20 protein-coding genes are annotated in these 25,881 nt (G+C 66.7%); 13 read left to right on the plus strand and 7 right to left on the minus strand.

The genetic code is table 11. The features are described 5' to 3' along the window. Positions 1–257: 257 nt before the first annotated feature. Positions 258–1,976, minus strand: coding sequence for a gamma-glutamyltransferase (gene ggt, locus AC13GI_RS11635; protein WP_482996327.1), 1,719 nt, complete (start codon positions 1,974–1,976; stop codon positions 258–260). A gap of 732 nt (positions 1,977–2,708) precedes the next feature. On the opposite strand from ggt, the gene ilvC reads away from it, so the two are divergent. The 9 genes from ilvC to leuB all read left to right on the plus strand — a co-directional run bounded on the left by ilvC (position 2,709) and on the right by leuB (position 12,360). Beyond that, entirely contained in the window at positions 2,709–3,683 is a 975-nt protein-coding gene (gene ilvC / locus AC13GI_RS11640) for a ketol-acid reductoisomerase (protein ID WP_482996328.1), read from the plus strand. A 37-nt stretch (positions 3,684–3,720) separates the two neighbouring features. Then, on the plus strand, positions 3,721–5,457 hold the full coding sequence (ilvG, locus tag AC13GI_RS11645; protein WP_230113253.1) for an acetolactate synthase 2 catalytic subunit: 1,737 nt from the start codon (positions 3,721–3,723) through the stop codon (positions 5,455–5,457). Beyond that, the gene (locus tag AC13GI_RS11650; RefSeq protein WP_089236730.1) at positions 5,441–5,692 is read left to right on the plus strand and encodes an ACT domain-containing protein; all 252 of its coding nucleotides are present in this window, start codon (positions 5,441–5,443) and stop codon (positions 5,690–5,692) included. Before ilvG ends, AC13GI_RS11650 begins: the two co-directional genes overlap by 17 nt. A gap of 96 nt (positions 5,693–5,788) precedes the next feature. Further along, on the plus strand, positions 5,789–6,880 hold the full coding sequence (locus tag AC13GI_RS11655) for a threonine dehydratase (RefSeq protein ID WP_099821013.1): 1,092 nt from the start codon (positions 5,789–5,791) through the stop codon (positions 6,878–6,880). Next, a complete protein-coding gene (locus AC13GI_RS11660) occupies positions 6,877–8,463 on the plus strand; it encodes a 2-isopropylmalate synthase (RefSeq protein WP_482996329.1) in 1,587 nt (528 codons plus the stop codon). Before AC13GI_RS11655 ends, AC13GI_RS11660 begins: the two co-directional genes overlap by 4 nt. Positions 8,464–8,473: 10 nt before the next feature. Continuing rightward, entirely contained in the window at positions 8,474–9,253 is a 780-nt protein-coding gene (locus tag AC13GI_RS11665) for a class I SAM-dependent methyltransferase (protein WP_482996330.1), read from the plus strand. A 59-nt stretch (positions 9,254–9,312) separates the two neighbouring features. Next, complete coding sequence (gene leuC, locus AC13GI_RS11670) at positions 9,313–10,731, plus strand: 3-isopropylmalate dehydratase large subunit (RefSeq protein ID WP_099821010.1); 1,419 nt, start codon at positions 9,313–9,315, stop codon at positions 10,729–10,731. Continuing rightward, positions 10,731–11,309 (plus strand): 3-isopropylmalate dehydratase small subunit, encoded by a 579-nt coding sequence (leuD, locus tag AC13GI_RS11675; protein WP_482996331.1) that lies wholly within the window; start codon positions 10,731–10,733, stop codon positions 11,307–11,309. Before leuC ends, leuD begins: the two co-directional genes overlap by 1 nt. After that, entirely contained in the window at positions 11,299–12,360 is a 1,062-nt protein-coding gene (gene leuB / locus AC13GI_RS11680; protein ID WP_482996332.1) for a 3-isopropylmalate dehydrogenase, read from the plus strand. Before leuD ends, leuB begins: the two co-directional genes overlap by 11 nt. 97 nt (positions 12,361–12,457) lie before the next feature. Here the strand turns inward: leuB and AC13GI_RS11685 are convergent, their stop codons facing one another. Both AC13GI_RS11685 and AC13GI_RS11690 read right to left on the minus strand, forming a co-directional pair. Next, positions 12,458–13,471 carry a hypothetical protein gene (locus tag AC13GI_RS11685; protein WP_482996333.1) on the minus strand — a complete coding sequence of 338 codons (1,014 nt, stop codon included), beginning with the start codon at positions 13,469–13,471 and terminating at the stop codon, positions 12,458–12,460. 170 nt (positions 13,472–13,641) lie between these two features. Then, positions 13,642–14,415, minus strand: a complete 774-nt coding sequence (locus tag AC13GI_RS11690; RefSeq protein ID WP_482996334.1) for an SDR family oxidoreductase — start codon at positions 14,413–14,415, stop codon at positions 13,642–13,644. 116 nt (positions 14,416–14,531) lie between these two features. Here AC13GI_RS11690 and AC13GI_RS11695 point away from each other — a divergent pair, with 116 nt between their 5' ends. Beyond that, positions 14,532–15,437, plus strand: coding sequence for a LysR family transcriptional regulator (locus AC13GI_RS11695; protein ID WP_482996335.1), 906 nt, complete (start codon positions 14,532–14,534; stop codon positions 15,435–15,437). Positions 15,438–15,672: 235 nt separating this feature from the next. Here AC13GI_RS11695 and AC13GI_RS11700 read toward each other — a convergent pair whose 3' ends face one another. Both AC13GI_RS11700 and AC13GI_RS11705 read right to left on the minus strand, forming a co-directional pair. Continuing rightward, complete coding sequence (locus AC13GI_RS11700) at positions 15,673–18,834, minus strand: efflux RND transporter permease subunit (protein ID WP_482996336.1); 3,162 nt, start codon at positions 18,832–18,834, stop codon at positions 15,673–15,675. A 3-nt stretch (positions 18,835–18,837) separates the two neighbouring features. Continuing rightward, positions 18,838–19,974 carry an efflux RND transporter periplasmic adaptor subunit gene (locus tag AC13GI_RS11705; protein WP_482996337.1) on the minus strand — a complete coding sequence of 379 codons (1,137 nt, stop codon included), beginning with the start codon at positions 19,972–19,974 and terminating at the stop codon, positions 18,838–18,840. A 123-nt stretch (positions 19,975–20,097) separates the two neighbouring features. Between AC13GI_RS11705 and AC13GI_RS11710 the strand changes: the two genes are divergently transcribed. From AC13GI_RS11710 to AC13GI_RS11720, 3 genes are all read left to right on the plus strand, one after another. After that, the gene (locus AC13GI_RS11710) at positions 20,098–20,778 is read left to right on the plus strand and encodes a TetR/AcrR family transcriptional regulator (protein ID WP_482996338.1); all 681 of its coding nucleotides are present in this window, start codon (positions 20,098–20,100) and stop codon (positions 20,776–20,778) included. Between the two features lie 136 nt (positions 20,779–20,914). Then, positions 20,915–21,562, plus strand: a complete 648-nt coding sequence (locus AC13GI_RS11715; RefSeq protein WP_100553501.1) for a protein-L-isoaspartate O-methyltransferase family protein — start codon at positions 20,915–20,917, stop codon at positions 21,560–21,562. A gap of 16 nt (positions 21,563–21,578) precedes the next feature. Beyond that, a complete protein-coding gene (locus tag AC13GI_RS11720) occupies positions 21,579–22,937 on the plus strand; it encodes a TolC family outer membrane protein (RefSeq protein WP_099821001.1) in 1,359 nt (452 codons plus the stop codon). An 86-nt stretch (positions 22,938–23,023) separates the two neighbouring features. On the opposite strand, the gene AC13GI_RS11725 is transcribed toward AC13GI_RS11720, so the two are convergent. Both AC13GI_RS11725 and waaA read right to left on the minus strand, forming a co-directional pair. Next, positions 23,024–24,343, minus strand: a complete 1,320-nt coding sequence (locus AC13GI_RS11725; protein ID WP_243380269.1) for an APC family permease — start codon at positions 24,341–24,343, stop codon at positions 23,024–23,026. Positions 24,344–24,573: 230 nt separating this feature from the next. Then, a complete protein-coding gene (gene waaA / locus AC13GI_RS11730) occupies positions 24,574–25,872 on the minus strand; it encodes a lipid IV(A) 3-deoxy-D-manno-octulosonic acid transferase (protein ID WP_482996339.1) in 1,299 nt (432 codons plus the stop codon). Positions 25,873–25,881 lie beyond the last annotated feature (9 nt).

Raw genomic sequence — 25,881 nt, forward strand, 5'->3', positions numbered from 1 at the left:
ATCCGACCCCAACCCAAAGCGCGCGGCTGTTGCCTTTGCTTTTGTTCTTCTTCTTTCTCTTCCGTGGCTGACGCGCACGGAAACTTTCGGGGGGCGTGCGGGTGGGGGTGGCGGGGGTATCCGCGCCATGGATGGCGCGGCTAAGCCTACAGGGACGTATTCACGGCGTCCCCCGACACTCCCACCCGCACGCCCCAGCGCATGAAACTGCTCTGGCGATCAGCCGCGAGGGGGCTCAGCCCGTTGGCCAGGAACCCTCAATACCCCGCCGCCTGCCCATCCTTGCGACTCTCCGACGCGCCGTAATACACGCCCGTGTCCGGATCACGCAGGATCGCCTGGTAGCCGCCGTACGGACCATCGGCAAACACCACGCGGTGACCCTTGCGCATCAGCGCACGCACCGTCTCGTACGGGAACCCGGTTTCCAGGTTGACCTCGCCACCATCGGTCATCGCCGTCGCCTGCCCGGTCGGCTCGGTCGAACCTTCGTGCTGGATGCGCGGCGCGTCGCCGGCTTCCTGCAGGTTCATGCCGAAGTCCACCAGGTTCATCACAATCTGCGCGTGCCCCTGTGGCTGCATCGCGCCGCCCATCACGCCGAAGCTGGCATACGGCTTGCCGCCCTTGGTGATGAAGGCCGGAATGATGGTCTGGAACGGACGCTTGCCCGGTGCGTAGCCATTGGGATGATTCTTCTGCAGCACGAACATCTCGCCGCGATCCTGCAGGATGAAGCCCAGCCCCGGCGGCGCCATGCCGCTGCCCATGCCGCGGTAGTTGGACTGGATCAGCGACACCATCATGCCGTCGGCGTCGGCCACGGTCATGTAGATCGTGTCGCCCTCTTCCAGCTGCTTCGGTGTACCCGGCTGCACTTCCTTCAGCGCCTTGTCCATCGAGATCAGCGCGCGGCGCTGCGCGGCGTAGTCCTTGGAAATCAGCTTCTGTACCGGTGCCGGCTGGAACGCCATGTCGGCGTAGAAACGCGCGCGGTCGGCGAAGGCGAGCTTCTTCGCTTCCACGAACAGGTGCACGTGCTCGGGTGAGCCGAACGGAATTTTCGAGAAGTCGTAGCCTTCCAGCACGTTGAGGATCTGCAGCGCGGCGATGCCCTGGCTGTTCGGCGGCAGTTCCCACACGTCATAGCCACGGTAGTTGCTGCTGACCGGCTCGACCCACTCGCCATGGTGGTCGGCCATGTCCTGGTAGCTCAGGTAGCCGCCATTCTTCTTGAAGTAGTCGCCGATGGTGTGGGCAATGTCGCCCTTGTAGAAGGCATCACGCCCGCCGTCGGCAATCTTCTGCAGGGTGTCGGCCAGGTTCGGGTTCTTCCACATCTCGCCCTTGCGCGGCGCGTGGCCGTCGATGGTGAACTGTTCCTTGAAACCCGGATACTGCGACAGCTTCGGCACCGAGCGATCCCAGTAATAGGCGATCACTTCGGCCACCGGATGTCCTTCGCGCGCATAGCGGATGGCGGGGGCCAGGTTGTCGGCCATCGGCTTGCGGCCGAACCGGTCGTGCAACGCGAACCAGCCATCCACCGCGCCCGGCACCGATACCGGCAGCGGACCGGTGGCCGGAATCTCCTTCAGGCCCCGGCGCTGGAACTCGGCCAGGGTCAGCGACTTCGGCGAACGGCCGGAGCCGTTGTAGCCGTAGAGCTTCTGCGTCTTCGGGTCCCACACGATGGCGAACAGGTCGCCGCCGACGCCGTTGCCGGTGGGCTCCATCAGGCCCAGCGCGGCGTTGGCCGCAATGGCGGCGTCGACGGCCGAGCCACCGGCCTTCATCACGTCCAGCGCGATCTGGGTGGCCAGCGGCTGCGAGGTGGCGGCCATCGCATGCGGGGCGATCACCTCCGAACGGGTGGCGAAGGTGTGGCCGGTGATGCGGTCGGCGGCCTGGGACAGCATGGGCACGGCAGCCAGCACGGCAGCCGCCAGCAGGGAACGGGCAAGACGTCGGGACACGGTCGGGTTCCGATGGAAGGGTGGTGACCCGATCTTCGCTGCTGCGGCGATCAGGGGCCATCGGGCATAGGTCATGGACGACAGTCCTTCGGTGGGTGCGGACCTTGGTCCGCACTGCTTTCGGCTTCGATGACTCCGGCGCGGACCAAGGTCGGCACCTACCAAGGCGAAATCACCCCGGATTCCGCGCAAAAAACCCGATGAAAAGAGTGAATTCGGGTTCACCGAAACACTTTCAGCGGCAACCATCCTTGTGCCACAAGCGATTGCACTGCATGCAGTGGAAACTGACGGGAATATCGCTGCGAGGGTTGACAGCGCGGAAACGGCTGTGGTTTTCTCGATCACATGTTGCATCACAACACGCCACCGCGAACCCACATCGAAGCCGCCGATACCGGCGCCGCCTCGCTGCGTTCGATTCTTGTGCTCGTACTTATTACCCAACCAACAGGTGCGGGACGAGCCAGCGTGTAAGCAGCAAATACACCGGAACTCATCAAAACCCGCACCCGCCCAGGTGCGGGTTTTTTCATTTCAGGACCTGGTTTCAGACGCAACCACCATGACCAACGCCCATCGCACAACCCGGACCCGCTGCACCACGAATCCTCGTGGTGGCAGTACCTGCGCGACGCGCGGCGCTGCCCTCCCCCCTTTTCCCTGACCGGCCGGTACGTCGCTTCGACTGCCGGCCGTCTTTTTTCTTCCCACCCGCAAGGAACCTCCCCCATGAGCACCAACGAACTGCCCCAGACCAAGATCGCCGTCATCGGCTACGGCAGCCAGGGCCGCGCGCACGCGCTGAACCTGCGTGAATCCGGCTTCGATGTGGTGGTAGGCCTGCGCCCGGGCGGCCCCACCGAGGTCAAGGCGCAGGCCGATGGCTTCACCGTGAAGGCACCGGCTGATGCGGTGAAGGATGCCGACCTGGTTGCGGTGCTGACCCCGGACATGGTGCAGAAGAAGCTGTACGAGGACGTGCTGGCACCGAACATGAAGCAGGGCGCGGTGCTGCTGTTCGCGCATGGCTTGAACGTGCACTTCGACATGATCAAGCCGCGCGACGACCTGGACGTGGTGCTGGTCGCGCCGAAGGGCCCGGGTGCGCTGGTCCGTCGCGAATATGAGATCGGCCGCGGTGTGCCGTGCATCTGGGCGGTCTACCAGGACAAGAGCGGCAAGGCCGCCGAGTACGCACTTGCCTATGCCGGCGGCCTGGGTGGCGCACGTGCCAACCTGATCCAGACCACCTTCAAGGAAGAAACCGAAACCGATCTGTTCGGTGAGCAGGCGGTGCTGTGCGGCGGCGCTTCGGCGCTGGTGCAGGCGGGCTTCGAGACGCTGGTGGAAGCCGGTTACCAGCCGGAAATCGCCTATTACGAAGTGCTGCACGAACTGAAGCTGATCGTCGACCTGTTCTACGAAGGCGGCATCTCGCGCATGTTGGAGTTCATCTCCGAAACAGCGCAGTACGGCGACTACGTCAGCGGCCCGCGCGTCATCGACGCCGGTACCAAGGAGCGCATGAAGGAAGTGCTGAAGGACATCCAGGACGGCACCTTCACCAAGAACTGGGTGGCCGAGTACGAGGCGGGCCTGCCGAACTACAACAAGTTCAAGCAGGCCGACCTGGAGCATCCGATCGAGAAGGTAGGCAAGGAACTGCGCGCCAAGATGGTCTGGTTGCAAGGTCAAGCCGCGTAACAACGCGGCACCCCCACCCGCTCTGCAAGGTTCCCCCATGAACTCTCCCACACACCGCAGCGCGCCGCCCAACGGCGCGCGCTGGCTGACCCAGGCGCTGGAGGCCGAGGGTGTCCGTACGCTGTTCGGCTACCCGGGCGGCACCATCATGCCGTTCTACGACGCGCTGGTGGATTCGTCGCTGAAGCACATCCTGGTGCGCCATGAGCAGGGCGCGGCGCTGGCCGCCAACGGCTTTGCGCGCGCCAGTGGCCAAGTTGGCGTCTGCGTGGCGACCTCCGGGCCGGGCGCGTCGAACCTGGTCACCGGCATCGCCGATGCGATGCTCGATTCGGTGCCGATGGTCTGCATCACCGGCCAGGTCGCCACGCCACTGCTGGGCACCGATGCGTTCCAGGAACTGGATGTGTTCGGCTTGACCATGCCGATCGTCAAGCACAGCTGGCTGGTGCGCAGCGTCGATGATCTGCCGCGCGTGGTGGCCGATGCCTTCCGCATCGCCCGCGAGGGCCGTCCCGGACCGGTGCTGATCGACCTGCCCAAGGATGTGCAGCTGGCCGATGCCAGCCACCTGCCGGCGCATGTGCCGGCCAGCGTCGAACCGCCGCCGGCCGCCGCCGACGCCGCCATCGCCGAAGCCATCGCCGCATTGGCCGCGGCCGAAAAGCCGGTGGTCTATGCCGGTGGTGGCATTGCCCTGGGCGATGCCGTGCAGGACCTGCGCGCGTTCGTCGAAGCCAGCGCCATTCCCACGGTGATGACCCTGCGTGGGCTGGGCGCGCTGCCTCCCCAGCACCCGCAGTCGCTGGGCATGCTGGGCATGCACGGCACCCGTGCAGCGAATATGGCCGTGCAGGAGAGCGATCTGCTGCTGGTGCTGGGTGCGCGTTTCGATGATCGGGCGACCGGCAAGCTGGCCGAGTTCGCGCCCTTCGCCCGCGTGGTGCACATCGATGCCGATGCGTACGAGATCTCCAAGCTGCGCAGCGCCGATGTCGCCGTACCCGGCAACGTCGGCCATGCCATCCGCGCCCTGCGTGCGGCCTTCCCCTCCCCCAAGGCCCACCAGGACGCGTGGCGCAAGCGCTGCGCACAGCATCGCGACCGCTTTGCCGCCCGCTACGACGCCCCGGGCCAGCACATCTACGCCCCGGCGCTGCTGAAGCGGCTGAGCGAGCTGGCACCGGCCGATACGGTGATCGCCTGCGACGTCGGCCAGCACCAAATGTGGGTGGCGCAGCACTGCCGCTTCAATCATCCGCGTAACCACCTGACCAGCGGTGCGCTGGGCACGATGGGCTTCGGCCTGCCGGCAGCAATGGGCGCGCAGTTCGCCTGCCCTGAGCGCACCGTGGTGCTGGTGTCCGGCGATGGCAGCTTCATGATGAACGTGCAGGAGCTGGCGACCATCGCCCGCTGCCGCCTGCCGGTGAAGATCATCCTGTTGGACAACAGTTCGCTGGGCATGGTGCGGCAGTGGCAGGAGCTGTTCTTCGCCGAGCGCTACAGCGAGATCGACCTGTCCGACAACCCGGACTTCGTGGCTCTGGCCAAGGTGTTCGGCATCGCGGCCACGCGCATCGATGCGCGTGATGACGTCGAAGGTGGCCTGGCCGCGTTGCTGGCCGAGCCGGGCCCGGCCCTGCTGCACGTGGCCATCGATGCCCGCGCGAACGTGTGGCCGCTGGTGCCGCCCAATACCGCCAACAGCACCATGCTGGAAAGCAACCCTGCACATGCACGCCAGGAGATCCCCAATGCAATACCGGCTTGACCTGGTGCTGCAACCGGCCGAGGGCGCGCTGCTGCGCGTGATCGGCATGGCCGAACGCCGCGGTTTCGCACCGCGCGCGATCACCGGTGCGCCGGTGGCCGCCGATGATGGCCGTTGGCACCTGCAACTGGTGGTGGACAGCCAGCGCCCGCCGGAAACACTGTGCCGGCAGATGGAAAAGATCTACGACTGCGTTTCGGTGCAGATGACCGCACTGGAAGGAGTATCCGCATGAACGCCCGTACCGTATTCACCACGGTGCCGGTACGGAGGCGTCTTCTTCGCCGCCCGTGCCCGCAGGCCCTGGTCGGCAACACCCTGCTGGTGGCCCATGCCGGCCGCTGATGCCAGCACGGAAAGCGATGTCGGCGACGTAACCGTTGCCGACGTACTGGCTGCGCAGGCCCGCCTGCGCCGCTTCCTGCCGCCCACTCCGCTGCACCATGCCGAGCGCTTCGGCACCTGGCTGAAGCTGGAGAACCTGCAGCGCACCGGCTCGTACAAGGTGCGCGGCGCGCTGAATGCCCTGCTGGCCGCCCGCGAACGTGGCGATACCCGGCCGGTGATCTGCGCCTCGGCCGGCAACCACGCGCAGGGCGTGGCCTGGGCCGCCTATCGCCTGGATGTGCCGGCCATCGCCGTGATGCCGCATGGTGCACCGGCCACCAAGATCGCTGGCGTCGCCCATTGGGGCGCCACGGTGCGCCAGCATGGCAACAGCTATGACGAGGCCTATGCCTTCGCCGTCGAACTGGCGCAGCGCCATGGCTACCGCTTCCTGTCCGCGTTCGACGATGCCGATGTCATCGCCGGCCAGGGCACCGTCGGCATCGAGCTGGCCGCACACGCGCCGGACGTGGTAATCGTACCGATCGGCGGTGGCGGCCTGGCCTCCGGCGTCGCGCTGGCACTGAAGTCGCAGGGCGTGCGCATCGTCGGTGCGCAGGTCGAGGGGGTCGATTCGATGGCCCGCGCGATCCGTGGTGACGTGCGCGAGATCAATCCTGTGCCGTCGTTGGCCGATGGCGTGCGGGTGAAGATCCCCGGTTTCCTGACCCGCCGCCTGTGCACCTCGCTGCTGGACGATGTGGTGATCGTGCGCGAAGCCGAACTGCGCGAGACCCTGGTGCGGTTGGCACTGGAAGAACACATCATCGCCGAGGGCGCCGGTGCGCTGGCACTGGCCGCCGGGCGTCGCGTCGCCGGCCGCCGCAAGTGCGCGGTCGTCTCCGGCGGCAACATCGATGCCGGCGTGCTCGCCGGCCTGCTCACCGACATCCGTCCGCGCCCGCCACGCAAACCGCGCAGACGCCGGGCAGAAACCCCGCGTTCGCCCGGCAAGGCGACCGCCACCGCTTTCCCAACGCCTTCCCCTTCCCCCCTGCAAGCCGTCGCACCCGCTGTCGAGGAGATTTCCCTGTGACCACCATCGAACGAATTACCACCCCGCGCATCCGCATCTTCGACACCACCCTGCGTGACGGCGAGCAGTCCCCCGGCTGCAGCATGAGCCCGCCGCAGAAGCTGGTGATGGCGCGTGCGCTGGACGAACTGGGCGTGGACATCATCGAGACCGGCTTCCCCGCCAGCTCGCAGTCCGACCGCGAAGCGATGGCCCTGATCGGCCGCGAACTGCGCCGCCCAAGCCTGAGCCTGGCGGTGCTGTCACGCTGCCTGCAGGCTGACATCGAGACCTCGGCGCGTGCACTGGAAGCGGCGGCCAACCCGCGCCTGCATGTGTTCCTGTCGACCAGCCCGCTGCACCGTGAGCACAAGCTGCGGATGACCCGCGAGCAGGTACTGGAATCGGTACGCCGGCACGTAGCGCTGGCCCGCTCCTACATCGATGACGTGGAGTTCTCCGCCGAGGACGCCACCCGCACCGAACTGGATTACCTGATCGAGGTCTCGCGCGTGGCGATCGCTGCCGGCGCCACCACCATCAATCTGCCCGACACCGTCGGCTTCACCACGCCGGAAGAGATCCGCACGATGTTCCAGCAGGTCATCGCGGGCGTCGCCGATGTGCCGAACGCAGCCAACGTGATCTTCAGCGCACACTGCCACAACGACCTGGGCCTGGCCGTGGCCAACTCGCTGGCCGCCATCGAAGGTGGTGCGCGCCAGGTCGAATGCACCGTCAACGGCATCGGCGAACGCGCCGGCAACTGCTCGCTGGAAGAGATCGCGATGGTGCTGAAGGTGCGCCAGGCGTTCTACGAGCAGGACACCGCCATCGACACCCCGCGCATCGTCGGCACCTCGCAGCTGCTGCAGCGCCTGGTCGGCATGCCGGTACAGCGCAACAAGGCCATCGTCGGTGCCAATGCCTTCGCCCATGAATCGGGTATCCACCAGCACGGCATGCTGCGCCATCGCGGCACCTACGAAATCATGCGTCCGGAAGACGTGGGCTGGGAGGACTCGCAGATGGTGCTGGGCCGCCACAGTGGCCGCGCCGCCGTCGAAGCGCGCCTGCGCGCACTGGGTTTCTGGCTGGAAGAAGACGAGCTGAAGCTGGTGTTCGAGCAGTTCAAGGGACTGTGCGAGCAGCAGCGCGTGGTCACCGACGCCGACCTGCAGACACTGATGCAGGGCGGCTCCAACGCACAGGGCTACCGCCTGGCCTCGATGACCATCAGCGATGTCGGCAGCCGCGCCAATGCGCTGGTCGAACTGTCCGACCCGGACGGCAACCGCGTGGCCGAGACCGCACAGGGCGATGGTCCGGTCGATGCCCTGTTCGGCGCGCTGTCGGCCGCCACCGGCGTGCAGCTGATGCTGGACAGCTACCACGTGCACAGCGTCGGCATCGGTGCCGATGCGCGCGGCGAAGCCAATCTGAGCGTGCGTCACGAAGGCGTCGAGTACGACGGTACCGGCACCAGCAAGGACATCATCGAAGCCTCCGCGCTGGCCTGGCTGGACGTGGCCAACCGCCTGCTGCGCCAGCGCCAGGCCAACGCCGGCGTCAGCGCTGAAGCACCTGCCACCGCCACCGCCTGAGGAATCCAAGATGAGCGCCTTCGACACCGCAACCGCCACCAGCAGCGCTGGCCAGCAGTGGAATGCCCAGGACTATGCGATCGATGCCGGGTTCGTGCCGACCCTCGGCGGCGCGGTAGCGCGCCTGCTCGACGCGCGGGCCGGCGAGCGCATTCTCGACCTGGGCTGTGGCGATGGCGTGCTCACCACTGAACTGGCCCTCAGCGGCGCACACATGCAGGGCGTCGATGCCTCACCGGAAATGGTGATCGCCGCGCGTGCACGAGGTGTCGATGCGCAGGTGATGGACGGCCACGCGCTGACCTTCGATGGCGCGTTCGATGCAGTGTTCAGCAACGCGGCGCTGCATTGGATGCCCAACCCGGATCGCGTGCTGGAAGGCGTGCGCCGCGCCCTGCGCCCGGGCGGTCGCTTCGTCGCCGAGTTCGGCGGTCATGGCAACGTGGCCACGATCGTTGCGGCGGTACAGGCCGCGCGCGTCGCCCATGGCCACGGTGCCAGCGCATTCCAGTGGTACTTCCCCAGCGCCGATGCCTACGCCGACCGCCTGCGCCAGCATGGCTTCCAGGTGCAGCTGATCGAATGCCTGCCACGCCCGACCGCGCTGCCGACCGGCGTTGCCGGCTGGCTGCGGGTGTTCGCCGCACCGCTGCTGGACGACCTGCCGGCCGACGCGCGCGCCACCGTGCGCGATGCCGCCGCCGCCCTGCTGGCGGATCTGCCGCGCAACGCCGCTGGCCAGGCGCTGGCCGACTACGTGCGTCTGCGCGTGCTCGCGCGTCGGCGCTGACCCGACCCTGTTACTTTCTCTTCGATGTCCGCTACTTCGTACTCCTGCCAGGCAAACGCATGACTTCCGCACCCCGCACCCTGTACGACAAACTGTGGGACGCCCACGTGGTGGTTCCAGAAACCGACAGCGCGCCCGCCGTGCTGTATATCGACCTGCACCTGATCCATGAAGTGACTTCGCCGCAGGCCTTCACCGAACTGCGCGAGCGCGGCCTGAAGCCGCGCCGTCCGGATCGGACCAAGGCGACGATGGACCACTCCACGCCGACCCTGCCGCCCGCCGCCGATGGCACCCTGCCCTACGCCAGCGCCGCCTCCGAAGCGCAGGTCGCCATGCTGGCACGCAACTGTGCCGAGCACGGCATCGAACTGTTCGACATGGCCTCGGACAATCGCGGCATCGTCCACGTGATCGCCCCGGAACAGGGCTTCACCCAGCCCGGCATGACCATCGTCTGCGGCGACAGCCACACCTCCACCCACGGCGCGTTCGGGTCGCTGGCCTTCGGCATCGGTACCAGCGAAGTCGGCCATGTGCTGGCCACGCAGTGCCTGCTGCAGCGCAAGGCGAAGACCTTCGCGATCACCGTCGATGGCCCTCTGGCACCCGGCGTCGGCGCCAAGGACGTGGTCCTGCACATCATCGGCGTGATCGGCGTCAATGGCGGCACCGGCCACGTGATCGAGTTCCGCGGCAGCACCATCGAAGCGATGGACATGGAACAGCGCATGACCCTGTGCAACATGTCGATCGAAGCCGGTGCACGCGCCGGCATGGTCGCTCCCGACCAGGTGACGTTCGACTTCGTTGCCAATACCCCACGCGGCCCGAAGGGCGCCGACTTCGACGCCGCCGTGGCCCGCTGGACGCAGCTGCGCAGCGATGAAGGCGCGCGCTTCGACAGCGAGGTGCACATCGATGCTGCTGATATCCGCCCGACCCTGACCTGGGGCACCCACCCCGGCACCGCCATCGCGGTGGACGCGCCGATCCCGGCAGCCAACGATGCCGCCGCGCAGAAGGGCCTGGATTACATGCACTTCCAGGCGGGACAGACGCTGGCCGGCACACCGGTGGACGTGGTCTTCGTCGGCTCCTGCACCAACGGCCGCCTGAGCGACATGCGCGAAGTAGCGCAGGTGCTGCGCGGTCGTCGCATCGCCGAGCGCGTGCGCATGCTGGTGGTGCCCGGCTCGGAAATCGTCAAGCGCCAAGCCGAAGCCGAGGGCATCCACGAGATCGTGCGCGCGGCCGGTGCCGAGTGGCGCGAGCCGGGTTGTTCGATGTGCATCGCCATGAATGGCGATCTGGTCGCCCCCGGCCAACTGGCAGTCAGCACCAGCAACCGCAATTTCGAGGGCCGCCAGGGCCCGGGCTCGCGCACCCTGCTGGCCTCGCCGATGAGTGCCGCCTGGGCCGCCGTGCAGGGCCACGTGGCCGATGCCCGTGAACTGTTCGCACAGGAGGTGGCCTGATGAGCGGCTTCCGCACCCTGCGTTCGGCCAGCGTGGTGCTGCGCCAGACCAATATCGATACCGACCAGATCATTCCGGCGCGGTTCCTGTCCACCACCGAGCGCGCCGGCCTGGGCCGCAACGCGTTCAACGACTGGCGCTGGCAGGCCGATGGCTCCCCGGTGGCCGACTTCGCCTTCAACCAGCCGCACAACGCCGGCCGCAGCATCCTGCTGGCCGGGCGCAACTTCGGCTGCGGCTCATCGCGCGAGCATGCGCCGTGGGCGCTGACCGACCTCGGCCTGCGCGCCATCGTCAGCAGCGAGATCGCCGATATCTTCCGCGGCAATTCGCTGAAGAACGGCCTGCTGCCGATCGTGCTGGACGAAGCCGACGTGCAGGTGCTGATGCAGCGCCCGGACGATGAACTGACCATCGACGTGGCCACGCGCGAACTGCGCACACCCGATGGCCGCGTCTACTCCTTCCCGTTGGACGGCTTCTCGCAGACCTGCCTGCTGGAAGGCGTCGATCAATTGGGCTATCTGTTGGGCCGTGTCCCTGAAATCGAACGTTACGAGAGTGAGCATGCACGCTGAGATTGTTGTCCTGCCCGGTGATGGCATCGGCCCGGAAGTGGCCGCCGCTGCGGTCGCCGTTCTGAACGCCGTGGCCGAACGCTTCAACCACACCTTCACCTTCAGCGAGCACGATATCGGTGGCATCGCCATCGACCGTCACGGCGAGCCGTTGCCAGCCTCTACCCTGGCCGCCTGCCAGGCCGCCAACGCGGTGCTGCTGGGCGCGGTGGGCGGCCCGAAGTGGTCCGACCCTAACGCCAAGGTGCGCCCGGAGCAGGGCCTGCTGGCGATCCGCAAGGCGCTGGGCCTGTATGCCAACTTGCGTCCGGTGCGCACCCACGAAGCGGCACTGCACGCCTCGCCGATCAAGGCCGAGCTGCTGCAGGGCGTGGACTTCGTGGTGGTGCGCGAACTGACCGGTGGCATCTACTTCGGCGACAAGACCCGCGATGCCGACAGCGCCAGCGATCTGTGCCGCTACACCGTAGCCGAGATCGAGCGCGTGCTGCGGAGTGCGTTCCGCCTGGCGCAGCAGCGGCGCGGCAAGGTCACCTCGGTGGACAAGGCCAACGTGCTGGAAACCTCACGCCTGTGGCGTGACGTGGCCGCGCGCATCGGCCGCGAGGAGTTCCCGGACGTCGCGCTGGAACATCAACTGGTCGATTCGATGGCCATGCACCTGCTGGCCAAGCCGCGCGAGTACGACGTGATCGTCACCGAAAACATGTTCGGCGACATCCTCACCGATGAGGCCTCGATGCTGGCTGGTTCGCTGGGCCTGCTGCCCTCGGCATCGCTGGGCGAGCCGGGTGCGGTGGGCATCTACGAGCCGATCCATGGTTCGGCACCGGACATCGCCGGCAAGGGCATCGCCAACCCCTACGCGACGATTTTCAGTGCGGCGATGCTGCTGCGCCATTCGCTGGGCCTGGAAGCCGAAGCCGCAGCGGTGGAAGCTGCGGTGCATGCGGTGCTGGACGATGGCGTGTTCACTGCCGATCTGGCGGCAAAGGGTTCGGCCGTGAGTACGGCGACGGCCACCGACGCGGTGCTGGCCAAGCTGGGATGACACACGCGGGTGCCGGGACATGCCCGGCACCCTTTGCATGCCGATCGGTAGCGCCGCCCTACCCCGCCTGCTGTTGGTTGCCCGGCATGAGATCAGCTCAGCGCGTGGTGCTGCGCGCGTAATCGCTGGCGCAACCGGCAACAACGCGGCCTTCGTTGGTGCGCATCACGATGTGCTGTGGGATCCAACTGCCACCGCTGAAAGCAACCGGCGGCAACAGGCGCTGCCAGGCAGCCTTGCCGACCCTGTGCGAGGTATCCAAGCCTGCCTTGGCAAGCACGGGCTCCAGCGCAACGTCGCCAAGATCCGCGCCGAAGAAGCCACCGAACGCCAGCGCAATCGTGTGCGTGGAAACGCCGTAGGCCTGGATGGGCGCCTGCAATCCGATCAGCAGCAGGTGCAGATCATCATCACCGACGCTGTAGTTCACCTCGTTGACCGAACGGACTTCCTGCGGCCATTCGAACTGCGGCTGTTCGTAAAGCCGCTGCCAGAACGCCTGCAGCCGGCGCATGCTTCCTTCGTCGGCGCTGCAGTGAATGGCATCCTGCAGGTCCTGGACTTCAACAACCGGCAGCTGTCGTACGGCTGGCCCGTTACCCTTCGTGGCAGGAGCGCAACCCAGTCGATAGCCGTCGCCCGCACTGCGCACGATGATCGGCGTGTAGGGCGTCGACCATAGCTCGAACGGCTCCTGCAGCGTGCTCGACTGCAGCCGCAAGCCGTACGCAGCGACGATACGATCGCGCTGTGCGGAGTCCAGCGCAACTGAGAAACCGAGTGCATCAGCGAACAACCGCGCTACTTCGACACCGTGGACGGTCATCGACTGTGGCGGAGTGATGACGGTCACCCGGTGATCGTCATCCTCGCCCTCCTGCTCGAATCGCCAGTCGCGCAGGTACGGCAGTCGTTCGGCCGCGTCGGCATAGCGTGCCGCGCGCAGGCGGCTGACGACGGCCTGCTGGACGTCCGCACTCGCACCGCACTCAAGTACGTCCCGCAGGTCATGCAGGAACGGCAGAGCATCGGCGTCTGCCGTCTGCGCAGTGGCAGAGCCGCTGCAGGCGACCAGCAGCAGCGCCGAGGCGCAGGTCGTGCGGAAGAACATGGCAGGCGCTCCGGCCCTGGAACTGGCCGCTATTGTGCCCGTGAACGCCCTGATGCTGTCCACTTGGGGACCAACAGTAGATCCACGCCATGCGTGGATGAACGTATTGGAAGCCAGGAGCACCCACGCATGGCGTGGATCTACGGCACGAACTCAAGCCTGGCGTGTCTCTACTTGGTGGTGTAGCCGCCATTGACCAGGATGGTCTGCCCGGTCATCCACCAGCCATCGGTTACCAGGAAGCGGATCCACGGCACGATGTCGGCGATGTCGGTCAGGCCGGTACGGGTGAATGCCGACAGCGCCGCGGCGGTCTTGTGATACGCCTGCGCATCGGCACTCTCGGCCGGATAGAAGAACGGCGTATCCATCGGCCCAGGACCGATCGCAGTAACCGAAATCCCACGCTCACCGAATTCCTTCGATGCTGCGCGGGTGAAGTGCTCCACCGGCGCCTTTGTACCTGCGTAGCTGGAATAGAACGGCGTGAACGCGCCGAGCAGTGAAGTGACCAGCGTGCAGATGCGGCCGCCGTCGTTGACATGGCGCCCGGCTTCCTTGAGGAAGAAGAACGCCGTCTTCGCATTGACCGCGCTCATCTGGTCGTACTCCACCTCGCTGATCTCCAGCATCGGCTTCTTCAGTACTTTGCCGACGGTGTTGATGGCGATGTCAGGGCGACCGACGGCGGCAACCGCGTCGGCGAACAGGCGCTCCATCGCCGCCGCCGAGGTCAGATCGGCCTGCAACGCCACCGCCTTGGCGCCTGCGGCCTGCACGGCGACAACGGTCGCCTCGGCATCGGCCTGGGTGGCGGCGCTGTTGTAGTGGATGACGATGGCCTTGGCGCCCTGCTCGGCGAAGTCGCGGGCGATCAGCCCGCCGAGATTCTTGGCGCCACCGGCGATCAGCACGGTCTTGCCCTGGATACGGTGGTCGGTCATGGCATCGGTCCTGGTAAGGGGCTGCCGGACTGGCAACCCTGTGCTGACGACGATATCGTGCAGAAATCGCGGATAAAGCCCGCAACATTGACTTAACTTTCCAGAGTGGGCGAACAATGGACCGGATCGAGCGTTTCCGCATCTTTGCCCGGGTGGTGGAGTGCACCAGCTTCACCCGCGCCGCCGACCAGCTCGGCCTGCCCCGCTCCACCGTCTCGGCGGCCGTGGCGGAACTGGAGCAACGTCTGGGCACACGCCTGCTGCAGCGCTCCACCCGCAGGGTCTCCACCACGCACGATGGCGACACTTTCTACGTACGCTGCCTGCGCCTGATCGCCGAAATGGAAGATGCCGAGTCGCTGTTCCGCCAGGACGACGCACAGCCGAAGGGCCTGCTGAAGATCGATGTGCCCAGCCGGATCGGTCGCCGCATCATCGCTCCGGCCCTACCCGACTTCTTTGCACGGCACCCTGAGGTCGAGCTGGACCTGGGCATGACCGATCGCGCGGTGAATCTGATCGAGGACGGCTGCGATGCGGTGCTGAGAGTCGGCCAACTGGGTGACTCCAGCCTGGTCGCCCGCGAACTGGGGCAGCTCGACTTCGTCAACGTTGCCGCACCGGCCTACCTGCGCGAACACGGCGCACCGCAGCATCCTGCCGACCTGCAGCAGCACCGTGCGGTGAACTACGCATCGCCGACCACGGCGCGGGTGGAGCCGTGGGAATGGCAGGACGGCGCGCAGCTGCGCACGCTGCCGATGACCGGCTGGGTGCGGGTGAACAACGCCGAGGCATCGATTGCCTGCTGCGTTGCGGGGCTGGGACTGCTGCAGATTCCGCGCTACGACGTGCAGGCGGAACTGCAATCGGGCGCGCTGGTGGAAGTGATGCCGCAGTACGTGGCGCAGCCGTTGCCGGTGACCCTGTTGCTGCCGCATCGGCAGCATCGCGCGCAACGTGTGCAGGTGTTTCTGGATTGGCTGGAGCCGCTGCTGCGCGACGGTTTGCAGCTGCAGTAGATCCACGCCATGCGTGGATGGACGGGCCAGGACATCCGCAGCCACCCATGGGGTGGCTCTACTGGTAGATCCACGCCATGCGTGGATGCATGCATCCGTGCCAACCAAGGTTGGCACCTACCAGGGCGGTGGCCAACCTCAGTAGATCCACGCCATGCGTGGATGGGCGGGCCACGCATCCGTGCCAACCAAGGTTGGCACCTACCAGGGGCGGCGGCCCGGGAAACCCGGGGCATTACACCCCGGATTCGTCCGGCTTGACCCGGAACCACGCCGCATACAACGCCGGCAGGAACACCAGCGTCAGCACCGTGCCCACGATCAACCCACCCATGATCGAGATCGCCATCGAACCGTAGAACGCACTGCGCGACAGCGGGATCATCGCCAGCACCGCCGCCAGCGCGGTCAGCACGATCGGACGGAAACGCCGCACCGTCGCATCGATGATCGAATGCCAGCGGTCATGCCCGGCATCGATGTCCTGCTGGATCTGGTCGATCAGGATCACTGAATTACGCATGATCATGCCCGCCAGCGCGATGGTGCCCAGCAACGCCACGAAGCCGAACGGCGCGCGGAACAGCAGCAGGAACAGCGTCGCACCGATGATGCCCAGCGGCGCTGTGACCAGCACCATCGCCGCACGCGAGAAGCTCCGCAGCTGCAGCATCAGCAACGTGGCCACCACGATCAGGAACAGCGGCATGCCGGCCTTGATCGAGTTCTGGCCACGGGCCGAATCCTCCACCGAGCCGCCGGTTTCCAGCAGGTAGCCGCTGGGCAACTCGGCACGGATGCCATCCAGCGTCGGCACGATCTGCTGCACCACGTCCAACGGCTGCTTGCCATCGCTGATGTCGGCACGCACGGTCACCGTCGGCAGGCGGTTGCGGTGCCAGATGATGCCGTCCTCGAAGGCGTATTCCAGCCGCGCGACCTGCGACAACGTCACCGCGGTGCCACTGCTGGTCGGAATCGCCAGGCTGCCGAGCAGGTCCAGCTGCGCGCGCTCGTTGTCCGGGCCACGCAGCAACATCTCGATCTGGCGGTTGCCTTCACGATAGGTGCTCACGCTCATGCCCGACAACGAACTGCTGAGGAACTGGCTGACCTGGGCACTGCTGACACCCAGCGCGCGTGCACGATCCTGGTCGATCACCAGCCGCACCACCTTGCTCGGCTCGCTCCAGTCCAGGTTCACGTTCATCACGTGCGGGTTCTCGCGCACCTTGGCCTCGACCTTGCGCGCAATCGCCTGCACCTGCGCGATGTGCTCGCCGGACACGCGCATCTGCACCGGATAGCCGACCGGCGGGCCGTTCTCCAAGCGCGTCACGCGCATCTGCACATCCGGGAACTGCCTGATCACGTCCTTCAGCATCCAGTCGCGGGTCGATTCGCGGGCCTTGGCGTCTTCGGTGAGCACCACGAACTGGGCGAAGTTGGTGGCCGGCAGCTGCTGGTCCAACGGCAGGTAGAAGCGCGGAGAACCGGTGCCGACGTAGGCCACGTAGTTGCTGATGCCTTCGCGGCCCTTCAACAGCTTCTCCAGCTTGTCGGCCTGTGCCTGGGTCGCGGCCAGCGACGCACCTTCGGCCAGCTCGATGTCCACCATCAGTTCCGGGCGGGTCGAGTCGGGGAAGAACTGCTGCGGCACGAAGCGGAACAGCATCAGCGAACCGATGAACAGCGCGATGGTCGCGCCGATCACCCACCAGCGATGGCGCAGGCAGGTATCCAGGAAGGCCCGGAAACGGGTGTAGAACGGCCGCTGGTACGGATCATGGTCGTGCGCATGCTCCTTCGGAGCGATCCAGCGCGCGAGTGCCGGATGCCGGTCTGCCCACTGCAGGCGCTTGGCACGCCAGCGACCGGCCAGACTGTCCGGCTTCGGCAGCTGCGGATTGAACAGGTCCGGCAGCATCTTGTCGCCCAGGTACGGGATGAACAGCACTGCCGCGATCCATGACACCACCAACGCGATGGTCACTACCTGGAACAGCGAGCGGGTGTATTCACCGGTGCTCGATGCGGCAGTGGCGATGGGCAGGAAGCCGGCAGCAGTGATCAGGGTGCCGGTCAACATCGGGAAGGCGGTGGATTCCCAGGCGAAACTGGCCGCGCGCAGGCGGTCGTAGCCCTGCTCCATCTTGGTGGCCATCATCTCCACCGCGATGATCGCATCGTCCACCAGCAGGCCCAGTGCCAGCACCAGCGCACCCAGCGAAATCTTGTGCAGGCCGATGTCGAAGTAGTGCATGACGAAGAAGGTCATCGCCAGCACCAGCGGAATGGTCACGCCCACCACCAGGCCGGTACGCAGGCCCAGCGAGAAGAAGCTGACCAGCAGCACGATCACCACCGCTTCGGTGAGTACCTGCACGAACTCGCCCACCGACTCTTCCACCGCATGCGGCTGGTCGGACACCTTGCGCAGCTGCATGCCAGCCGGCAGGGTCTTCTGCAGGCGTTCGAACTCGGCATCCAGGGTGGCACCCAGCTTGAGGATGTCACCGCCGTCCTTCATCGCCACCGCCAGGCCGATCGCATCCTGGCCCATGAAGCGCATCTTCGGCGAAGAGGGATCGGCAAAGCCGCGCTTGACCTCGGCAATGTCGCCCAGGTGCAGCGTACGTTCGCCGGCCTGGATCGGGAACCTGCGGATGTCCTCGATCGAATCGAACTGGCCGGTCACGCGCAGCTGCACGCGGTCGGTCGGAGTCTCGAAGAAACTGGTGGCGGAAACCGCGTTCTGATCGGCCAAGGCCTGCTGCACCTGCTGCAGCGATACGCCCAGCGTGGCCAGCTTGGTGTTGGACAGCTCGATCCACACCTTCTCGTCCTGCAGGCCGACCAGGTCGATCTTGCCGACGTCGGGCACGCGCTGCAGTTCCAGCTGGATGCGATCGGCATAGTCGCGCATCACCGCGTAGTCGAAGCCTTCGCCGGTCAACGCATAGATGTTGCCGAACGTGTCGCCGAACTCATCGTTGTAGAAGGGCCCGACGATTTCCCTCGGCAGCGTCGCGCGGATATCGCCCACGCGCTTGCGCACCTGGTACCACAGGTCCGGGATCTGCTTGGAGCGCAGGCTGTCGCGCGCCATGAAGATCACCTGCGACTCGCCCGGCCGCGAGTACGAACGGATGAATTCGTACTCGCCGGTGTTCATCAGAGCTTTCTCGATCGGCTCGGTCACCTGCCGCGAGACCTGCTCGGCGGTGGCGCCCGGCCACATCGTGCGTACCACCATCGCCTTGAAGGTGAACGGCGGATCTTCGGACTGGCCCAGGTGCTTGTACGACCAGGCACCGATGACCGCGAACGCCAGCATCGCGAACAACACCAGCGCACGGTTGCCCAGCGCCCATTCGGAGAGATTGAAGCGGCGCACGGGTCAGTGCCCCTTGCCTGCGGCCGGCGCCGGCTTGGCGGCCGACGGTGCCAGCACCGGGCGGTTCTGGCGATCGACCGGCGTCACCACCTGGCCTTCGCGCAGCAGATGGCCGCCGGCAGCGACCACCCAGTCCGCCGCGCCCACACCGGACACGACCGGCACGGCCTGCGCGCCATAGGCACCGACCTGCACGGGAGTTGCCTTCAGCGCACCATTGGACGGATTGACCACCCACACGCTGGCCTTGCCATCACTGCCGCGCAGTACGGCCGCCAGCGGCAGCTGCAACGCACCGCTGCGACCGGCAGTGGCGAACACCCGCGCACTCTGGCCCAGCTCCACTTCGCTCAGTGCTTCCGGCGCCAGGCTGACCCGCGTGGCATAGGTGCGGGCCTGTGCATCGGCGGCCGGGGCGATCTCGCGCAGGGTGCCGGGCAGAAGCTGACCCGGGCGGTTCCACAGTTCCACCTGCACCGACTGGCCGACCTTGTAGTCGCGGATGTTGCTTTCCGGCAGCGCGATCAGCACCTCGCGGCCACCATCGGCGGCCAGGGTGAACACCGTCTGCCCCGCGCTCACGACCTGCCCGGCTTCGGCCTGGCGGCTGGCGATCACGCCATCGGCGGGCGCGCGCAGCTGCGCGTACTCGGCCTGGTTGCGGGCCACGGCAAGGTTGGCCCGCGCGGCATTGGCCTGGCCTTGTGCGGCCTTGAACGCCGCCGTCTGCTGGTCCAGTGCCGAGCGGCTCACCAGCTGGTCTTCGGCCAGCTTGGCGTAGCGCTTCTGGTCATCGCGGGCGCGCACCAGGTCTGCTTCCGCCGCCGCCAGCTGCGCCTGCGACGCCGCCGCCTGCGAGGCGTAGTCGGCCGCATCCAGCTCGGCCAGCAGCTGGCCCTTCTTCACCCGCTCGCCGGCGTCGACGTGGCGCTTGACCAGATTGCCGCCAACGCGGAACGACAGCGGGCTTTCCTGGCGGGCACGCACCTCGCCGGGGTAGGCGGCCGCGGCTTGTCCGTCCTGCGTGGTGGGATGCACCACCAGCACCGGAATGGCCGCCACCGGCTCGGCGGCCTGCTTGCCGCACGCTGCCAACACCACGACCAGTACGCCTACGCCCAACCAACGCATGTTTTTCATGAGGTACAGGACCTGAAAAGAAATCCGGGGGGAACGCGCCGGCAACATACTGTTGCAACGCGGACATTAGTGAACCAGCCGGTATAGTATAAATATCGAACCGCTTGGTCTAGTATTAGCGGGATGAGTTCTCCCACTTCCCGAAAGCCGTTGGCCAAGCCCGCTGCCAAGGCTGCCGGTCCCGGGCGCCCCAAGGATCTGGGCAAGCGCGCGGCGATACTCGAGGCAGCCAAGACACTGTTCATCGAACAGGGCTACAGCGGCGTGAGCATGGACAGCATCGCGGCCCAGGCCGGCGTCTCGAAGCTGACCGTATACAGCCATTTCGGCGACAAAGAGACCCTGTTCTCCGAAGCTGTGCAGTCCAAGTGCATCGAGATGCTGCCCGACGCGCTGTTCGTGGCCGACGTGGAAGGCCCCCTGCGCGACCAGTTGCTGGGCATCGGCATGGCGTTCTTCGAGATGATCACCTCCGACGCGGCCCTGTCGATCCAGCGGGTGATGATGGCCCCGGAGACCGACGAGCGCCTGCGCGAACTGTTCTGGCAGGCCGGCCCGCAACGCACCTGCGAGGCGCTGGCCGACTTCATGCGCTTGCGTGCCGAGCGCGGTGAACTGGACATCCCCGACTGCTACATCGCCGGCCAGCAGTTCCTGACCCTGGTGAAGGGCGAAGTGCACATGCATATGATGTGCGGCATGCCACTGTCACCCGTCGAGACCGATGCTGCGCTCCACGTGGCCGCCAGCGTGGATTTCTTCCTGCGCGCCTACGCCCCGCGAGAGGTCGGAACCGCTGGATAACCAAAACTGAACGAACCGGAGGTCGCGATGACTTCCGGCACTGCGACCCCGGCCACCCCGCAGCAGATGCTCTGGGCGCGCCGCCGGCCTCCGGCACCGGTAAAATGGCCGGCCCACTGCGCTGGATTTGAACCTCATGACGATTGATTACGCCCACGCCCGCGAACTGATGGTGGAACAGCAGATCCGTCCCTGGGACGTGCTGGACATCAAGGTGCTCGACGTCCTGGCCCGCCTGCCGCGCGAGGCCTTCGTCGCCGACGCGCACCGGGCGCTGGCCTATGCCGATGTCGAACTGCCGATCGGCAACGGCCAGAAGATGATGAAGCCGGTCATCGAGGGCCGTACCCTGCAGGCACTGGATCTGCAGCCGGGTGACGAAGTGCTGGAAATCGGCACCGGCAGCGGTTTCCTGTCGGCCTGCATCGGCGCGCTGGCGCGCGACGTGCTGAGCCTGGAAATCGATCCGGAGCTGGCCGCGGCTGCGCGCGCCCGCCTGGATGCCACCGGCCTGGGCACCAACGTGCGCGTGGAAGTGGCCGATGGCCTGGTCTGGCAGACCGAACGCCGCTTCGACGTGATCTGTGTCACTGGCGCCGTTGATGTGGTGCCGTCACAGTTCGCTTCGTGGTTGCGTCCGGGTGGTCGTCTGTATGTCATCCAGGGCCGTTCGCCGGCCATGGAAGCGCTGTTGGTGAAGGCCGATGGCAGCACCGAGTCGCTGTTCGAGACCGATATCGATTACCTGCGTGGTGCCGCCCCGGCCCCCCAGTTCCACCTCTGAGTCCAAGGAAGCCGCAATGATCCGCCGATCCCTCGCTGTTGCGCTGGCCACTGCCCTGCTGCCGTTGTCCGCCCATGCCGCCGACCTGCTGCAGGTCTATGAAATGGCGCGCAATGGCGACCCGCAGCTGTCCGCCGCCGAATCCACCCGGCTGTACGACAAGGAAGGCGCCGTGCAGGCGCGCGCTGCCCTGCTGCCGCAGATCAACGGTGCGGCGCAGCTGAACCGCTCGCGCAGCGAGCCGAACGCTGATGCCAACTCCGGCTCGTTCACCAGCAAGCGCCGCAGCTACACCGTTGATGGCACCCAGACGCTGTTCAACTGGACGCAGATCAACAACCTGCGCTCACAGCGCGAGCTGAGCAAGGCGGCGGATTTCACCCTTGATTCGGCCAACGACAACCTGATCGTGCGCACCTCGGCGGCTTACTTCAACGTGCTGGTGGCGATCGAATCGCTGAACGCCGCACAGACCAACGAAGCAGCCGCGAAGAAGCAGTTCGACTTCGCCGACAAGCGCCTGGAAGTGGGCCTGGCGCCGATCACCGACGTGCACGAAGCACGCGCCCAGTACGACCAGGCGCGCGCCAACACGATCGTTGCGCAGAACACCCTGGCCGACAACTACCAGGCCCTGACCGAACTGACCGGCCAGCCGGTGATGAACCTGAAGGGCCTGCCGGCCGATTTCCGTCCGGAAGTGCCGGCCAACCGCGGCAACCTGGACCAGCTGGTGCAGCAGGCGACCACGCAGAATCCGGCGCTGAAGGCGCAGGAACTGAAGGTCGGTGCCGCCGAAGCCGGCGTGCAGGCGGCCCGTGGTGGCCACTACCCGACCCTGTCGCTGGGCGGCAGCTGGGGCAAGAGCGCGACCTGGGGCGACAGCGTCGGCGCCGGTTCGCTCTCCCCCGATGCACGCACCAACAGCATCGGCCTGACCCTGAGCGTGCCGATCTTCTCTGGCGGCGCCACCCAGTCCGGCGTGCGCCAGGCGCTGGCACAGCGTGACATCGCCCAGGATGGTTTCGAGCAGCAGAAGCGCGCGCTGGACCGCAACACCCGCAATGCCTACCAGACCCTGGTGCAGGGCATCAGCGAAGTGGAAGCGCGCCGCCTGGCCGTGGTTTCCGCACAGAGCGCCTACGATGCCTCGCAGGTCGGCCTGGAAGTGGGTACCCGCACGGTGCTGGACGTGATCCAGAACCAGCGCATCCTGTTTTCCGCGCAGCTGGATTACGCACAGGCCCGCTACAACTTCCTGCAGAACCGCCTGCTGCTGAGCCAGGCCGTGGGTGGCCTGGATGTCGCCGAACTGCAGGACATCAACCGCCTGCTGACCCAGGACGCGGGCAACCCGTCCACGACCACCAACTGAGTCGGCGCACCGGTCTGATCAGAAAGCCACCCGCAAGGGTGGCTTTTTTATTTAGTGATCGCAGATGGCTGGCGCCGCGCGTGGCGCTAGCGCGAACGCCCCGCCTGTCGACGCATTACGCCTGCCGAAACGACCGCCAGCACCACCAGCAGCGGCAGGAACAGCCGGGACGTGACAGCCGGCAACAGGCACAGGGCGGTCGCCACAAGTGCGAGCAACATCGGGATCAGTCGCCATTCGACGCCCGCCGTCCGCGACTGCCATTGACTGCGGGCAACGCCCAGGCACACGGCGGCAAGGACCAGCAGGCCTGCAGGCCCCGGCAACTGCGGAAGCCAACCGTCCGGCAGCGACAACGCCAAGGCAGCCGCCAGCACGGTCAGCGCAAGCGTCACCAGCAGACGCGCATGGGGGCCCGCATCACCCGACGCAGGCCGCCACAGCTCCAGCCCCAACCGCGCCGCCAACAGCAGCGACACCATCTGCAGGGCCGCCAGCCCGGCGCTGCCCGCCAACGGCAACAACGGCAGAAACCACTGCAGCTGCGGCACGCCCTGCAATGCCACCGACAGCGGCCGGGTGCTGGCCAGGGCCGCAAACTCGACCAGGCCCGATTGCAGCGCAGCCACTACCATCAGCCACAACATCGCCATCAGCAACGCAGCGCCGGCGGCGTTGGAAACCTGCGGACGAGGGCGCGGCAGCCTCCCGGCAAACCCTGCCAGCAGACCTGCACCGAGCAGGACACCGAGCAATGCCACACCCGCTGCAAGCACGCCGCCCAATCCGAAGCGGTAGGGCGCGGTCGCTGATGGCAGCCAGGGAATCCAGTGTGCGTAGTGCACGTGGCGTGCCGCCAGCAACAACAGCAACAGGCCCACGCCCAGCTTCACCGTCAGCAGTGCACTGGCCACCAGCAACGCGCACGGCATCCGCAACACTGCAGTGGCAGCGCCCAGCAGCAACAACAGGATCGACGCCGCCATCGGCAATGGCATCCACTGCGTGGGAGCGACGTCGACGGCCCCAGCGGCGGCGTACAGATGGCTCGCCATCGATTGCGCCTGGCCTGCGGTGGTCGCCGTCAGTTCCAGCAGCAGGGCGATCACCAGTACATCCGCAAGCGGCTTGCCCCAGGCGGCACTGAGCAGACCGTGCAGACCGGAAGGATCCGGCACACGCCGCATCGCCGAACGCAGGCAATACAGCATCGGCAGCGTGCCCAGCGCCGCCAGCAGCAGGCTGAGGACAATGGCGGGCCCGGCCTGCGCCGCCGTATGCTGGCCGACCAGGGCGACAACGCTGCCGCCCATCAGCAGGGTCAGCGCCACCACCAGCAGATGGTCGGTGCCCAACCCTCTGGTCTTCGCGCTGCCCTGCAGCGCGCCTCCGTTGTCGCCGATCATTCAAAGCTCCCTTGATGTCGTCCAAGCGCGGTCGACAGCAGGCTGGCAGCCTGACGCGGTAGGCGGAATCGGAATCTGCGCCATACGAATGATGCTGTGACAGCCTGCACGCAGCGGACGGCGGCAGCGGTCCGGCTACGACAGATTCAAGGCCATCAAGCGGGCTTGATACAGGCGATCACGACAGAGAGAGCCAGCGGGCAGGAGGCCTGGCGGCAACACGCAGGGTTTCAGGCCAGCGGTGGGGGCAGGTGCGGAGCCACCAACTGCAGGGTCCGCTGCAGCGCGCCGCGCCCATTGCTGACCAGTGTGCAACCGGCGCGGGCCATGTCCTCGCGCGCCTGCGCGTCGTCGAGCAGGTGCAGCAGCAGATCGCCCACCGCCTGCGCGTCCTCGCCGATCAGCAGTGCGCCGGCTTCACGCATGCGCCGCGAGATCTCGGCGAAGTTGTGCAGGTGCGGGCCGGTCACCGCTGCAGTGCCCATTGCCGCAGGCTCCAGCAGGTTGTGGCCGCCGATGGCCTGCAGGCTGCCACCGACGAAGGCAACCTGGGCGCAGCCGTAGAACGGCATCAGTTCACCCAGCGTGTCGATGACGAAGACATCGCTGTCGGCCCCTGGCCACTGCTGTGCGCGCCGCGTCGCCACGCTCCAGCCCTGCTCGCGGGCCAGCGCTTCCACCTTTGGGAAGCGCTCGGGATGCCGCGGCGCCCACAGCAGCAGCAGGTCCGGATGCTGCTGGCGCAGACGGCGGTGCAGGTCGATCACCGCCTGCTCTTCGCCATCATGCGTGCTGGCCGCGATCCATACCGGGCGCGTGGCCGGTACATGGGCATGGAACTGTTCGATGAACGGCTGCACGTCCGGCGTGGCGATGTCGAACTTCAGGTTGCCCAGCGCCTGCACCTGTTCCGGCGCCGCCCCCAGCTGCACGAAGCGTGCGGCGTCGTCCTGTGACTGTGCGGCCACGCAGGTGACCGTGCGCAGCGCACGCCGGATCAACGCCGCCAGTACGCGGTAGCCGCGCAGCGACCGTGCCGACAGGCGTGCATTGAGGATGTAGACCGGAATGCGACGGTCGCGGCAACCGAACAGCATGTTCGGCCACAGCTCGGTTTCCAGGATCAGCGCCAGGCTGGGCTGGAAGTGGCCGAGGAAGCGGTTGACGCTGCCCGGCACGTCGTAGGGCAGGTACACGTGGTCCAGCGCATCACCCCACAGCGCGCGCACCCGTTCCGAGCCGGTCGGGGTGATGGTGGTGATGACCCAGCGGATGTCCGGCCGCTGCGCGCGCAGCGCATTGACCAGCGGTGCAGCGGCGTTGACCTCGCCCACCGAGACCGCGTGCAGCCAGACCCGCGGCTGGCCGCTCGGCTGCGGATAGGACGCATAGCGTTCATCCCAGCGCCGGAAGTATTCACGGACCCGGAAGCCGCGCCAGACCAGGTGGTACACGGTGATCGGCAGCAGGAGGTACAGCACGGCCGAGTACAGGCCACGCAGGATCCATTCGACAGGGTCTTTACGCATGCGGCAAGG

This window comes from Stenotrophomonas sp. 82F1 (genome assembly GCF_056861525.1).